Origin of the sequence: Candidatus Micropelagos thuwalensis (assembly GCF_000469155.1) — a bacterium.
Lineage (GTDB): Bacteria > Pseudomonadota > Alphaproteobacteria > RS24 > RS24 > Micropelagius > Micropelagius thuwalensis.
In genome coordinates this window covers 42,064-55,054 of the sequence record NZ_AWXE01000004.1, presented here as the reverse complement: position 1 = coordinate 55,054, position 12,991 = coordinate 42,064, and the positions used below count along the sequence as shown (strand labels likewise).

At 47.3% G+C, this 12,991-nt stretch carries 14 protein-coding genes; 6 read left to right on the top strand and 8 right to left on the bottom strand.

Translation table 11 applies throughout. The features are described 5' to 3' along the window. Positions 1-23: 23 nt before the first annotated feature. The 8 genes from mmsB to RS24_RS04825 form a co-directional block, all read right to left on the bottom strand. Positions 24-896: a 3-hydroxyisobutyrate dehydrogenase gene (mmsB, locus tag RS24_RS04860; protein WP_021777073.1), complete on the bottom strand. Its 873-nt coding sequence runs from the start codon at positions 894-896 to the stop codon at positions 24-26. Positions 897-913: 17 nt separating this feature from the next. Continuing rightward, complete coding sequence (locus tag RS24_RS04855; protein WP_021777072.1) at positions 914-2,002, bottom strand: enoyl-CoA hydratase/isomerase family protein; 1,089 nt, start codon at positions 2,000-2,002, stop codon at positions 914-916. A gap of 8 nt (positions 2,003-2,010) precedes the next feature. After that, entirely contained in the window at positions 2,011-3,147 is a 1,137-nt protein-coding gene (locus RS24_RS04850; protein WP_021777071.1) for an acyl-CoA dehydrogenase family protein, read from the bottom strand. Positions 3,148-3,161: 14 nt separating this feature from the next. Further along, complete coding sequence (locus RS24_RS04845) at positions 3,162-3,938, bottom strand: enoyl-CoA hydratase-related protein (RefSeq protein ID WP_021777070.1); 777 nt, start codon at positions 3,936-3,938, stop codon at positions 3,162-3,164. A gap of 19 nt (positions 3,939-3,957) precedes the next feature. Then, positions 3,958-5,454, bottom strand: a complete 1,497-nt coding sequence (locus tag RS24_RS04840) for a CoA-acylating methylmalonate-semialdehyde dehydrogenase (RefSeq protein WP_021777069.1) — start codon at positions 5,452-5,454, stop codon at positions 3,958-3,960. A 60-nt stretch (positions 5,455-5,514) separates the two neighbouring features. Then, entirely contained in the window at positions 5,515-6,492 is a 978-nt protein-coding gene (locus tag RS24_RS04835; RefSeq protein ID WP_021777068.1) for an alpha/beta fold hydrolase, read from the bottom strand. 17 nt (positions 6,493-6,509) lie between these two features. After that, positions 6,510-6,755 (bottom strand): zinc-finger domain-containing protein, encoded by a 246-nt coding sequence (locus RS24_RS04830; RefSeq protein ID WP_021777067.1) that lies wholly within the window; start codon positions 6,753-6,755, stop codon positions 6,510-6,512. Positions 6,756-6,930: 175 nt separating this feature from the next. Next, positions 6,931-8,193: a M20 family metallopeptidase gene (locus tag RS24_RS04825; RefSeq protein WP_021777066.1), complete on the bottom strand. Its 1,263-nt coding sequence runs from the start codon at positions 8,191-8,193 to the stop codon at positions 6,931-6,933. Positions 8,194-8,330: 137 nt separating this feature from the next. Between RS24_RS04825 and cysE the strand changes: the two genes are divergently transcribed. From cysE to RS24_RS04795, 6 genes are all read left to right on the top strand, one after another. Next, positions 8,331-9,116, top strand: coding sequence for a serine O-acetyltransferase (gene cysE / locus RS24_RS04820; protein ID WP_021777065.1), 786 nt, complete (start codon positions 8,331-8,333; stop codon positions 9,114-9,116). Between the two features lie 18 nt (positions 9,117-9,134). Then, positions 9,135-9,371, top strand: a complete 237-nt coding sequence (locus RS24_RS04815; RefSeq protein ID WP_021777064.1) for a DUF3126 family protein — start codon at positions 9,135-9,137, stop codon at positions 9,369-9,371. Continuing rightward, complete coding sequence (locus RS24_RS04810) at positions 9,371-9,904, top strand: gamma carbonic anhydrase family protein (protein WP_021777063.1); 534 nt, start codon at positions 9,371-9,373, stop codon at positions 9,902-9,904. Before RS24_RS04815 ends, RS24_RS04810 begins: the two co-directional genes overlap by 1 nt. 94 nt (positions 9,905-9,998) lie before the next feature. Then, positions 9,999-11,645, top strand: a complete 1,647-nt coding sequence (locus RS24_RS04805) for a choline dehydrogenase (RefSeq protein WP_021777062.1) — start codon at positions 9,999-10,001, stop codon at positions 11,643-11,645. A gap of 1 nt (position 11,646) precedes the next feature. Next, the gene (locus tag RS24_RS04800) at positions 11,647-12,261 is read left to right on the top strand and encodes a 2-hydroxychromene-2-carboxylate isomerase (RefSeq protein ID WP_021777061.1); all 615 of its coding nucleotides are present in this window, start codon (positions 11,647-11,649) and stop codon (positions 12,259-12,261) included. Beyond that, a complete protein-coding gene (locus RS24_RS04795) occupies positions 12,242-12,982 on the top strand; it encodes a rhomboid family intramembrane serine protease (RefSeq protein WP_021777060.1) in 741 nt (246 codons plus the stop codon). Before RS24_RS04800 ends, RS24_RS04795 begins: the two co-directional genes overlap by 20 nt. Positions 12,983-12,991: the final 9 nt, after the last annotated feature.

Genomic DNA, 12,991 nt, shown 5'->3' with positions numbered 1-12,991 from the left:
TCTTAATTTTAACTGAAACGCAATTAAAGTGTTTCGATAATGCCGGAGAAATCTTTGACATCGCCGCCATTGTCACAAAAGGCCTGATACATTTCGGCGGCGTGGCTGCCAAACGGAATATTGGCTCCGCTGGCTTCAGCTGACTCAAGTGCAAGTTTTAGGTCTTTGAGCATCATGGCACCTGCAAAGCCAGGTTGATAGTCCCGGTTGGAAGGTGCTGCCGGTACGGGGCCGGGGACTGGGCAATAACTTGTCATTGACCAGTTCTGACCGGAGGCTTGAGATGAAATGTCAAAAAAGTTTTGCGCATTGAGGCCAAGTTTTTCAGCCATTTTAAAAGTTTCACAGGTACCAATCATGGTGATTGCCAGCAACATATTATTGCAGATTTTAGCTGCCTGACCTGCACCGAAACTGCCTGCAAGCAATGTCGCTTTTGACATGGGCTCTAGCGCTTCTTGCACAGAAGTGAAATTTTCTTCCTTGCACCCAACCATAAATGCCAGCGTGCCAGCATCTGCCGCCGCTGTGCCACCTGAAACAGGCGCATCAGCTGAATTAAAGCCCGCTTCCTGGCACATATTGGCGACTGTTTTAGCGCTTTCAACATCAATCGTAGAACAATCTATTAACAGAGCCCCGCTTTTGGCGTTGGGTAAGACTTCAGCTTCGTAAAGGCCACATACATGCTTTCCAGCTGGGAGCATGGTGAGAACGATATCGGCTCGTGAAATAGCGTCTGCCGCACTGGTGGCTGCTTCACAACCATTTTCAACAGCACGGGCCACAGCGTCTGGGGAGAGGTCAAATGCCAAAACTTGGCGTCCGGCTTTGGCCTGATTAGAGGCCATGCCTGAACCCATATTTCCTAATCCAATAAAAGCTACAGTTGTCATCTTTCCCTCCGATTTACTTACATATCAAGTGGTGCCCATGCCTGGTCAGCAGGCAGTGGGTCGAATACGGCATCAATATCGGCATCCGGCACATCAGCGATGCTGGCATAACGCCATTTCGGGTCATTGTCTTTGTCCAAAATAACTGCGCGGACACCCTCATGAAATTCTGCGTCCATGACGATTCGCGAGACGGCGGCATATTCCATCGCCATATTATCGGCGAAGTCAGACATCGCGCCGCCCAAACGAATTTGCATTAACGCGACCTTGACAGATTGTGGCGACTTTGTTGCCAAAGTGGCAAGCTGTTTAGCTGCCCATGAATCATCTCCGAGTTTGGATTTCTCATCTTCCAACTTTGCAACTATTTCTTCGGCGCGGTTAGAGGCAAAGCAAGCATCTATCGTGGTGCGCGTCTCTTTATTGAGTTGCACGGGCGCGCCAGGATCCTGATGTATTTCATCCAGCAAATCGGCGGTGTTTTTGTCTGCCGAAAGACCCTCGGTAATAAACGCACGTGCGGCATCTATTTGGTCGGTGGTGACAAAATGCGTTGCAATGCCAGCCGCAAAACTATCCGCAGCTTTTAATCTGTTGCCGGTCATTGCGAGCCATGCACCAAGCTCTCCGTCTAGGCGTGGCAGAAACCAACCACCGCCTACATCGGGCATAAGAGCAATACCGGTTTCTGGCATAGCGAAAACCGTGTTCTCGGTAGCGATGCGAAAAGCGCCATGAACTGAAATCCCGACACCCCCACCCATTGTCACACCGTCCATCACAGCTATGACGGGCTTGGGATAGGTCTTGAGCAAATGATTAAGCTGATATTCGAGGCGGAAGAAGGCGCAGGCCTCAACACCGTCGCTTTGACCACTTTCAGAGAGCATTCTAATGTCGCCGCCTGCGCAAAAGCCGCGGGTTTCAGGTTGGTGGTCAATCCATATAGCTTTGACCGCGTCATCTGATCGCCACGCCAGCAATGCGTCAATCATAAGCTTACACATGACGAAATTCAGAGCATGTAAGGCACTCGGCCGGTTAAGTGTTAAGCGACCCAGAGGCGCTTCAAGGCGGCAAAACACTTCATTTTCTTCAGACATGCTTACTCCTATTTTAGAAGAGTTCTTGAAATAATGACGCGCATGATTTCATTCGTGCCTTCAAGAATTTGATGAACCCGCAAATCCCTCAATATGCGTTCGATATTATATTCAGACAGATACCCATATCCCCCATGCAGTTGCAGGGCTTGATTGGTCACATCAAAGGCGGCATCCGTGACATGCTTTTTGGCCATGGCGCACCATTTAGTCGCGTCTACATCTTTTGCATCAAGGCGTGCGGCAGCGTTATAGAGCATCAGTCGCGCGGCCTGAAGCTCGGTTTCCATATCGGCAAGTTTAAATTGTGTGGCTTGAAAATCTGCAATGGCTTGACCGAATTGAGAGCGTTCTTTCACATAGTCTAAACTTTGCTCCAATGCAGCTTGTGCGCCGCCTAAGGAACATGCAGCGATGTTAAGACGTCCGCCATCAAGCCCCATCATGGCGAATTTAAAGCCGTCACCTTCCTGCCCGATAAGGTTTTCGGCAGGTACTTCAGCTTCATCCATAATAACCTGACGTGTTGGTTGGCTGTTCCAGCCCATTTTTTTCTCATTGGCGCCAAAAGATAGCCCCGGTGTATCCTTCTCAAGCAGGAAAGCAGAGACACCGCCAGCACCGTCGCCACCTGTGCGCGCCATAACCAGATATAAATCTGAGGCACCTGCGCCGGAAATGAATTGCTTAGTGCCGGTCAATTTGTAGGTCTCGCCATCTTTTACCGCCTTGGTGGACAAACTTCCCGCATCGGATCCGGCACCTGGTTCAGTTAAGCAATAGCTGCCGATTAAATTCATGGCGGTCATATCCGCACCGTATTTTTCTTTCAGGAGGTCGGAGCCGAAACTCGTCAGCATCCATGTCACCATATTGTGAATAGAGATAAAGGCTGCTGTTGATGGGCAGGCGCGGCTGAGCTGTTCGAAGATCAACACAGCATCAAGCCGCGAAAGTCCGGTCCCGCCGCATTCCTCTGGTGAATAAATGCCACCAAAGCCAAGCTCTGCGCCTTCGCGCATCATGTCGACGGGGAAGTGCTTTTCCGCATCCCACTCATTTGCAAAAGGCTGGATTTTTTCATCCGCGAAATTTTGCGCCATATCGCGGATCATTCCCTGTTCTTCAGTTAATGCAAAAACCATTTTTAAGCTCCGGCTTACTTATCTTTGAATTCGGGGTCGCGTTTTTCGATAAAGGCTTGCATGCCCTCTTTTTGATCGTCAGTTGAGAACAACGCATGAAACAGGCGACGCTCAAAACGGATACCTTCTGCAGTAGATAGTTCCAACGAGGCCGCAACCATTTCTTTCGCTGCCATGAGTGACGGAATAGAGTAAGAGGCAATTGTTCCGGCAACTTCAGCCGCGACAGTCATCAGATCGTCATGTGGCACGACGCGACTTGCCATTCCACATTGCTCAGCTTCTTCAGCTTCAACCATGCGGCCGGTGAGAATCATGTCCATAGCTTTGGCTTTACCGACAGCTTTGGTAAGGCGTTGTGAGCCGCCCATGCCGGGGGTTACGCCGAGTTTAATTTCTGGCTGACCAAATTTAGCTTTGTCGGAAACAAGCACGATATCGCACATTAGCGCCAATTCACAGCCGCCGCCCAACGCAAAGCCGTTAACCGCCGCAATCACTGGCTTGCGGCATGCGGCAAACCTGTCCCATCCTGCGAAGAAATTAAGCTCAAACATATCGTTAAAGCTTTTCGGCTGCATTTCTTTGATATCTGCACCTGCTGCGAAGGCTCGGCCTGCGCCGGTCAGTATACTCACGGCGATGCTATCGGTTTTGTCGATGGTCTCAAAGACTTCGGCAACTTCAGCCATTACTTCACTGTTAAGTGCGTTTAAGCTGTCCGGGCGGTTAAGAGTCACCTCGGCAATACGGCCCTTTTGTTCGAAAGTTAGTGTTTTAAAATCTGCCATTAACGCCTCTTTTTATGAGCTATTGCATGGTTGGAATAATGAATGACTGGTCGTCAACATCGCCGGAAGGCCAGCGTTGTGTCATGGTTTTGACTTTCGTATAGAAACGCACACCTTCAGGGCCATGTTGGTTCACATCACCAAAGGCAGACCGTTTCCACCCGCCAAATGTATGATAGGCAACCGGAACAGGAATCGGGACATTAATCCCAACCATGCCGACATTGACTTTGGACGCGAATTCCCGTGCGGCCAGCCCGTTTCGGGTGAAGATTGCCACGCCATTACCATATTGATGGCGACTTGGTAGGCTTGCGGCCTCTTCAAGGTTCTCTGCTCGGACAACTTGCAGAACAGGGCCAAAAATCTCTTCCTGATAGCTCTGCATATCCGGTGTCACATTGTCGAATAATGTGGGGCCAATAAAGAATCCATTTTCATGGCCTTGCAGGGAATGTCCGCGCCCATCAACAACGAGATCAGCACCTTCATCCACACCCATTTTAATGTAGTTTTCAATTTTTTCTCGATGCGCCGATGAGACCACCGGGCCGTAATGTGCTTCTGCGTCAGTAGAAATGCCGATTTTCAGCTTTCCGACTTCTTCCTTCATGCGGGAGACAAATTCATCAGCCGTATCTTTGCCGACGGGGACAGCCACCGGCAACGCCATGCAACGCTCACCGGCAGAGCCATAAGCTGCGCCAGAAAAGTCAGCAATAACCTGATCCATATCTGCATCCGGCATGATGATGCCGTGGTTTTTTGCGCCGCCCATAGCCTGTACGCGTTTACCGTTGGCTGTGCCGTTGGAATAAACATAGTGAGCAATATCCGAGGAACCGACAAAACTGACTGCTTTGATATCTGGGTGGGTCAAGATTGCATCCACGGCGGTTTTATCACCATGAACAACATTCAGGACACCGTTAGGCAGTCCGGCTTCTGTCATGAGTTCGGCCAGTCTGAGAGGCACGGTAGGGTCTTTCTCTGACGGTTTGAGGATAAAAGCATTACCGCATGCAATCGCCACACCGAACATCCACATGGGGATCATGGCAGGGAAGTTGAACGGGGTAATGCCCGCGACAACACCAAGGGGCTGACGTACGGAAAAGACGTCAATCCCAGGGCCTGCACCTTCGGTATATTCACCTTTGAGCAAATGTGGGATACCGCAAGCAAATTCAATAACTTCAAGGCCACGTTGAATGTCACCTTTGGAATCGGCAATCACCTTGCCATGTTCGGATGACAGTATGGCAGCCAACTCGTCCATATTGGCTTCCAGCAGTTCTTTAAACTTGAACATCACCCGTGCGCGCCTTTGAGGGTTCGTTGCGCTCCAACCTTGCTGGGCTGCCACGGCGACTGCGACGGCTTCTGACAATTCGTCCTGGGTGGCAAGCTGAACTTGAGCCTGAACTTCTCCAGTGCTGGGGTTGTAGATATCCCCGAAGCGACCAGATTGCCCTTCAACGGTTTTGCCAGAAATATAATGGGGTACGGTGCGCATGTTAGTCCTCTCTCAAAAAATAAGGCTGATGAATAAACTTTGCCAGTAAGATAGTATAAATTACTGAAAAACTTCACTGTTAAGAAAATTAGTTAAGTCTTTAGCTGTGACCTTTGGAAGCACATCCATTGGCAGGTGTCCGACCCCCTGATAACTCACCAAACGGGCAGATAAGATTATGGATCTCAACCTTTTGGCATATTTTAGACCAACTATTTCGTCCTCCTCTCCCCAGATTAATAGTGTCGGGTGATTTAACCGACCGATGTGCGCATCAAGCGGTTCATCTAACGACATTTGTTTAATCTGCTTAATGTAAATTTCTCTGTTGGTGCTGTTCACCATTAACTCGTAATATCTGTCAACTAGCTCTTTATTTACAAAAGACTCAGAGCCATAGGTTCTGATGACTGTGTTTTTAAGGGTTTCATAGGGTGTGATGTAGCGAAGGGCCGTGGACATGCCGGGATATTTTGTCAGTTTCATAACGCGAGGGGCTTCATCTGATCTGTCTATTTTAAGGCCAGATGCCCCGATAAGCACAAGTGCTTGAACTTTTTTGGGGTTATCTACGATATAATTCATGGCAATGCCGCCACCCATGGCATGACCAACAAGCACGAATTTGTCGATATTCATCCAGTCCAGAACATTTGTCAGGTAACTGGTCATTGCATTTCGGCTGTAATCGTCGTCTCGCACAGGGGTTGAAAGGCCATGCCCTGGCCAGTCAAAACTAACCAGCCGATAGGTATCGCCAAGTTCCGCTACCCATTTTTCCCAGACATGCAAAGACATACCAAAGCCATGCAGTAATATGAGAGCCTCGCCATCGGGATTGCCTTCATCCCGTATATGGACAGTACTCCCATTTTCTAGCGTTATAAACATGGAGTTCTGATTGCTGTATTTATCTGCCACTTGCGAGCGCGGTAGGTCAGAAACAACGAAGAAACCCGAGATAAAAAATCCGGTGATGAGAAGGAAAAAAAGGCTGGCCGCGAGGATGGCTAGCGTCTTGAAAATATATTTTTTCACGGAATTTCCCCGGATACTCAGACGCTCTCAGTTTCCAGAGCGCACCCTTCAGGAACAGTTTGAGTGGCCTTGAGAGAAGGGTCGTATTTATAAACTGTAGAGCAATAGGGGCAAATGATATTGGAATCTTGACCCATATCTAAAAAAATATGAGGGTGGTCATAAGGGGCGGATGCGCCGATACATTCAAATTCACGCACACCAATTGTAATTTCTTTTACGCCTTTATCATTTTTGAATTTTGGAGTTAATTTACTCGCCATATTACTTGTTTACCCCTCATTTTTTATTTTTACATTCAGAAAATCTATAGCACAAATTAACCTAGATGCTGAGTATAATTGCCACACTTAGGTTCCTTTTAAACGTCTTTTAAACGTCTTGCAAACTATGGTGTGCCATTCACTCGGGGCTAGCGAAGTTCCAAATTAGCTTCTTTTAACTGCACCCGCACCCGCCTAGATGGGCAAGGCCATTTTCGCGCCACGCACTCTCAACAGACTTTTTGGAGGCATCACCGGTTTCAGCAAAACTGTCTTTTGTTTTTTGGCGCAATTCTGCGTCAGTCATGAAATCCAGAGCTGTCATTGCCATGGATTTAGCACCATCAAGCACTGCTAAGTCGCCAGATTCTGAACCCGCATAATGTGCAAATTCAGGATTATGAATGACAACTTCTGGCGGCGCACAGGCAATCATAGGGTGTATGGATGGAACACGGTGGCTGACATTGCCCATATCTGTCGACCCGGCGGCATTTGTTGGTATCATATCAATCGGGAAGAATTCCCTGCCGAGAGCTTCAGCGTTTTGACGATATGCTTCAGCCATATCCCATGAATTTTTAATTTCGAGATAATCCACTTTAGCCCAGTTAATTTCTGCTGTGCACCCGGTTGCCAATGCGCCGGCCTGCAAACAATTTTCGACGCGTTTTTTTAAATCTGCCAATTCCGTTCCGTCCGATGCGCGGACATAAAAAGTGCCTGCGGCTCGATCCGGAACGATATTGGGAGCTTGTCCTGCATCCGTGAAAATCCCGTGAATGCGTTCAGATGATTTAATATGTTGACGTAACTGCGCGAGCGATTGGTAGGCTGAAACAAGCGCATCCAGCGCGTTTATTCCCTCATGCGGCGATCCTGCGGCATGGGCGTTTTTGCCGTGATATATAACGTTAACTTCTGTCATCGCAAGGCTTGGCATAGTGAGTAAATTGACTCCAGCGGGGTGAACCATCATGGCAGCATCAAGCCCGTCAAACGCGCCTTTTTGTGCCATATATTCCTTACCACCACCTTTTTCTTCTGCCGGTGTACCGAGATAACGCACCCGTCCAGGTAACTTGCTGTTAAGTCTAGAGAGTGCCAGTGTTGCGCCTAATCCAGCAGCGGCAATGATGTTGTGTCCGCAGGCATGTCCGATACCTGGAAGGGCATCATATTCCGAGATAATAGCGACTTCGCAATCATGTTTGTTTGGATCTCCGAATGAAGAAACAAAAGCTGTCTCAAGACCATAGGCTTTGCGTGTGACTTCAAGGCCGTTATCTTCAACCATCGTGCAAAGACGATCAGCGGCATAAAATTCTTCAAAAGCCAGTTCCGGGCGCGCATGAATATCTTGGCTGACATTAATAAGATCAGATGCCATGCTGTCTATCGTGTCGATGACATTTTGTTTTAACTCATGCACCTGCATCAGATTCTCCTTTTTTACATGCTACGCATTCCGGTCAGATGGAGCAATCATATCTTCATGTGCTTGCAAGCAATGAAAAACGATTATAGTTATGGATATAACTATACACATTAATGAAGATAGCTAGGGAATAAAACATGGCGGGCGAGGGTATATGGGAAGTCATTCGACAGCAGGTGGAAAACGTGATTGCCTCAGAACCGGTCATGGAGTCCTTTCTTAAGAAAGTTGTTCTCGATCGTCAGTCCCTTTCGGACTCAGTGGCTTATAATCTGGCCACTAAATTTGGCAATGAGCACATTCCACATGATAAAATCCATACCATTCTATCAAACGCTTATAATGCTGATGAGGCAATTATTGCTGCCATTGAAGAGGATATCATGGCGGTCTATGACCGTGACCCGGCTTGTACTTCTTATTTCGCGCCACTTTTATTTTTCAAAGGGTTTTTGTCTTTGCAAACTTATCGCGCAGCGCATCACCTCATAACAAATAATCAACACGGAACAGCACTTTACTTGCAAAGTCGAGCATCTGAGCTTTTTGGCGCGGATATTCACCCCTCGGCGAAAATCGGCACAGGCATCATGATTGATCATGCAACCGGTGTTGTGATCGGTGAGACGGCAGTTATTGGTAATGACGTGTCCATGTTGCATGGCGTGACGCTGGGCGGTAGCGGTAAAGAAGGTGGCGACAGGCATCCCAAAATTGGCAATGGTGTATTAATCAGCGTCGGGGCGAAAGTACTGGGCAATATCCGGGTTGGTGATTGCGCCAAGATTGGTGGGGGGAGCGTCGTTTTAACTGACGTGCCTGCCTACTCAACCGTTGTAGGTGTACCGGCAAAAGTCATCGGTAAAGTTTCCACGCCGGAACCGTCACGCGAGATGGACCATAATATTGGAAAAGATATTTGAGTATTGGGAGAGATTAATATGAATAATGACGAGATCGTCAAAGTTGAAGCCTATTTGAGGAAGCTATTTAAAACCGACGCGTTGGAGCTAAAAAGAAGTCCACGTCAGGATATGGTTGAGGTGCTGATGGATGAGGAATTTATCGCTACATTAACCAAAGATGAAGAAGATGGCGAGGTTAGCTATAATTTCTCAATGGCAATTCTTGATTTTGATTTGTCAGATGATTTTTCCGGCGATGAAAGATTTGATTGATGACTCTTTATGCCTTGGGGGCGTCTTCCCCTGAATTTCCTGAAAGTGGCAACTGGTGGTCTGCTCCGGATGCTCAGATTATCGGCAAGGTGATTTTTAAGGAAAATGCCAGCGTTTGGTTTGGGGTAGTTATTCGCGGTGATAATGAAGCCATTATCATTGGCGAAAACTCTAACGTTCAGGATAAGTGTGTTCTTCATACCGATATGGGTTATCCGCTAACAATCGGCAGTCATAGCGTGATAGGTCATCAGGTTGTTTTACACGGTTGTGAGATTGGCGATAACACGCTCATCGGCATGGGGGCTACCGTGATGAATGGCGCTAAAATCGGTAATAATTGTCTGATTGGCAGTCATGCACTGATTACAGAAAATGTCGAGATACCCGACAATTCGATGGTTCTGGGCGCACCTGGTAAAGTTGTTAAGACATTGAATGATGATGCTGTTAATTTTATCCGGCTATCGGCGCTGTCCTATGTTGATAATTGGAAGCGTTTCAAATCCGATTTATGTGAGCTGGACACATAAACTTCTTGCCTGATGTTTGCACTTCTCACATTATTTTGGATTGTGATTTAATCTGCTTTAGTGCTTGATTAATTTGAAGGCGTGGAGGGGTAAGGTGGAAAAATATGATTATATTATTGTAGGCGCCGGAAGCGCTGGCTGTGTGCTTGCCGCGAGGCTGAGTGAGGATCCCGATTGCCGTGTGCTTTTGTTGGAGTCCGGGGGGCGAGATAGAAGCCTCTTCATCCATATGCCAGCAGGATATTCTCAAATCGTTCCTGAAGCTGGCAAACATAATTATGGTTTTGAGACGGAGGCCGATCCCAATATGGATGGCCGGCAACTCTATTGGCCACGCGGCAGAGGTTGGGGAGGGTCTTCATCAATCAATGCGATGATTTATACGAGAGGTCACGCTAAGGATTATAATTTATGGTCGCAACTCGGCAATAAGGGTTGGGCTTATGAGGACGTCATTCCTTATTTCAAACGCGCAGAGACCTATAAGGGTAATGGGGATGCCGCTTATCATGGCGACTCAGGCCCACTAAGTGTTCAAAAATCTGACCGCAAAAATGATATCTTGCTTGATGTTTTTGTACAAGCGGGAGTTGAGGCCGGTTTTCCTGAAACGCAGGATTTTAATGGAAAGCAGCAGGAAGGTTTCTCGCGCTATGAGCATACAATAAAAGGGGCGCGTCGTTGGAGCGCTGCACGCGCCTATTTGCATCCTTCCCTGAAGCGTAAAAACCTGACTGTCCTCAGTTATGTAACGGTTGATAAAGTTGTTTTTGAGGGTAATCGTGCAGTAGGCGTCGACATTATGAACAAAAGAAAAAAACAAAGACTGACTGCCGACAAGGAAATTATTCTTTCTGCAGGTGCACTTAATTCTCCACAAATATTATTGAGATCCGGTGTCGGAGATGCGCAATATCTGAAAGATTTTGACATCCCGGTCATCCATGACTTGCCAGGCGTAGGGCAAAATTTGCAGGATCATCTTGCTGTGACTTACCAGTTTGCCTGCCCGCAGCCCATAACTATGCACAAATCCGTGGGGGCAATTCCTGAAGCTCTTGCGGGTATTAAATACTTAATCGCTGGAAAGGGTGATGCGGCTCACCCTCCCTGTGCTGCGGGCGCTTTTATTAAATCTGCTCCAGAAAAAGATATTCCTGATATTCAGATACATTATGTCTCTATGGGGCTTGAGGACAGTCACGCGCGAGGTGACAGAACGTCCACCCAGCACGCCTTTAGTGGTTTGGTTTATCTTTGTCGCCCTGAAAGCCGTGGCTCTATTGGGCTAAAAGATACTGACCCGCAATCGCCGCCGGCTATTCGGCCTAATTATTTTTCAACTGAAAATGACCGCCGTGATTTGAGAAACGGTATCCGTTGCATGCATAAAATTTTCAATCAGGCAGCTTTTGATCCATATCGCGGCGAGAGGTTGAAACCAAATCCAGAACTGGATATTGAGGATGACGCTGCGCTGGATGCTTGGATTAGGGAAACGAGTGAGACGCTTTATCATCCGGTCGGAACCTGTAAGATGGGCTCAGATGCCATGGCTGTTACCAATGAAAACGGGCAAGTACATGGCGTGACAGGTTTACGAATCGTTGATGCGTCACTCATGCCAACCTTGATTGGTGGAAACACAAATGCGCCAACGATTATGATGGCAGAAAAAATTTCCGATCATATTCGTTGCAAAGACTTTTTGCCGCGGCAGGTTTTGGATTTTGTTGACTAGCATGGCGCGTCTTGAATTCTTTTTTGATATCTCAAGCCCATGGACATATCTGGCTTTTAGCCGCATTGAGGCTTTAGCTGAAAAAATGCAAGCGGAACTTGTTTGGCGTCCAATTTTGGTTGGTGGGGTGTTCAATAGCGTCAATCAGGAGCTTTACCAAACACGTGCAAATCCCAATAAGGCAAAATTAAATTACAGCGTTAAAGATATAAAAGATTGGGCAGATTTTTGTGGTGTGGAGATTAATTGGCCTGACATTTTTCCGGTCAATGCGGTCAATATCATGCGCGGGGCTTTTTTTGCGCTCGACCACGACAAACTGCCGGAATATGCGCGGCTTGGTTTCGAGGCTTATTGGCGAGATGGTCTGGATGTGAGCCATCCAGATATATTGTCGGGCATTGCTGAGGCTTGTGATTTGCCGGTAAATGATTTCTTAACCTCCCTGAAGGATGATGTCATAAAATCTCGCTTGCAGGAAAATACAGATGAGTTGTGCCAAAGAGGTGGTTTTGGTTCACCAACAATGTTTATCAATGAAACAGATATGTATTTTGGGAATGACCGCCTTTTGTTGATTGAAGAAAAGTTAAAAAATGAAAATCTCAAAAAATGAACCCATTTTAAAAGCGCCGTCCGCCATTCTGTTTTTGATAGGTCTGATGGTAATCATACATATCACTTTCAATAAAATTCTTCCTCCAGAACTTGGCGTCAGCCTATTTCTAAAAATGGCATTTGTTCCTGCTGATTTTTCGCAAGGGCACAAGCTCTGGACACTTGTTAGCTATGCCTTTTTGCATGCTAGCTGGGAGCATTTGCTCATGAATATGGTCTGGCTTCTCGCCTTTGGTTCGGCAGTCGCCAAACGTATGGGTAACGCAAAAATATACCTGCTGTTTTTTTTGATATGCTGTGTCATTGCCATTCAGGTACAATTTTTTTTCAGTCAAGAAACGTCGGTACCTATTATCGGTGCGTCTGGCGGTGTTGCGGCTATGCTGGGCGCGGCAGCGCGTTTCGCCTTTTCTGGAGATATTTTGGCCAGTTCTAATCGTCGAACGCGCCTATTGCCATTAAGAAAAGTTTTCACCAATGGCACAACCCTTGTGTTTGTTTTATTATGGGTGGTGTTAAACGTTTTGTTTGGGTTGATATCTGTCTCGCCGGGTGGGGCATCTGTATCTGTGGCTTGGCAGGCGCATCTTGGTGGATTTTTTGCCGGACTCCTGCTTGTCGGATGGTTCGAAAACCCGCCATTATCACCTTCCGGTGGCCCCGGTAATGTTGATTTTGGTGAATGGTCTGGCGCACGCACTCATAAAAATAAGAGATAGAAACAAGTA

What these genes read in the sequence shown, in the direction of transcription:
- mmsB (WP_021777073.1), bottom strand. Translation starts at nt 896, where the DNA reads ATGACAACTGTAGCTTTTATTGGATTAGGAAATATGGGTTCAGGCATG.
- RS24_RS04855 (WP_021777072.1), bottom strand. Translation starts at nt 2,002, where the DNA reads ATGTCTGAAGAAAATGAAGTGTTTTGCCGCCTTGAAGCGCCTCTGGGT.
- RS24_RS04850 (WP_021777071.1), bottom strand. Translation starts at nt 3,147, where the DNA reads ATGGTTTTTGCATTAACTGAAGAACAGGGAATGATCCGCGATATGGCG.
- RS24_RS04845 (WP_021777070.1), bottom strand. Translation starts at nt 3,938, where the DNA reads ATGGCAGATTTTAAAACACTAACTTTCGAACAAAAGGGCCGTATTGCC.
- RS24_RS04840 (WP_021777069.1), bottom strand. Translation starts at nt 5,454, where the DNA reads ATGCGCACCGTACCCCATTATATTTCTGGCAAAACCGTTGAAGGGCAA.
- RS24_RS04830 (WP_021777067.1), bottom strand. Translation starts at nt 6,755, where the DNA reads ATGGCGAGTAAATTAACTCCAAAATTCAAAAATGATAAAGGCGTAAAA.
- RS24_RS04825 (WP_021777066.1), bottom strand. Translation starts at nt 8,193, where the DNA reads ATGCAGGTGCATGAGTTAAAACAAAATGTCATCGACACGATAGACAGC.
- cysE (WP_021777065.1), top strand. Translation starts at nt 8,331, where the DNA reads ATGGCGGGCGAGGGTATATGGGAAGTCATTCGACAGCAGGTGGAAAAC.
- RS24_RS04815 (WP_021777064.1), top strand. Translation starts at nt 9,135, where the DNA reads ATGAATAATGACGAGATCGTCAAAGTTGAAGCCTATTTGAGGAAGCTA.
- RS24_RS04810 (WP_021777063.1), top strand. Translation starts at nt 9,371, where the DNA reads ATGACTCTTTATGCCTTGGGGGCGTCTTCCCCTGAATTTCCTGAAAGT.
- RS24_RS04800 (WP_021777061.1), top strand. Translation starts at nt 11,647, where the DNA reads ATGGCGCGTCTTGAATTCTTTTTTGATATCTCAAGCCCATGGACATAT.
- RS24_RS04795 (WP_021777060.1), top strand. Translation starts at nt 12,242, where the DNA reads ATGAAAATCTCAAAAAATGAACCCATTTTAAAAGCGCCGTCCGCCATT.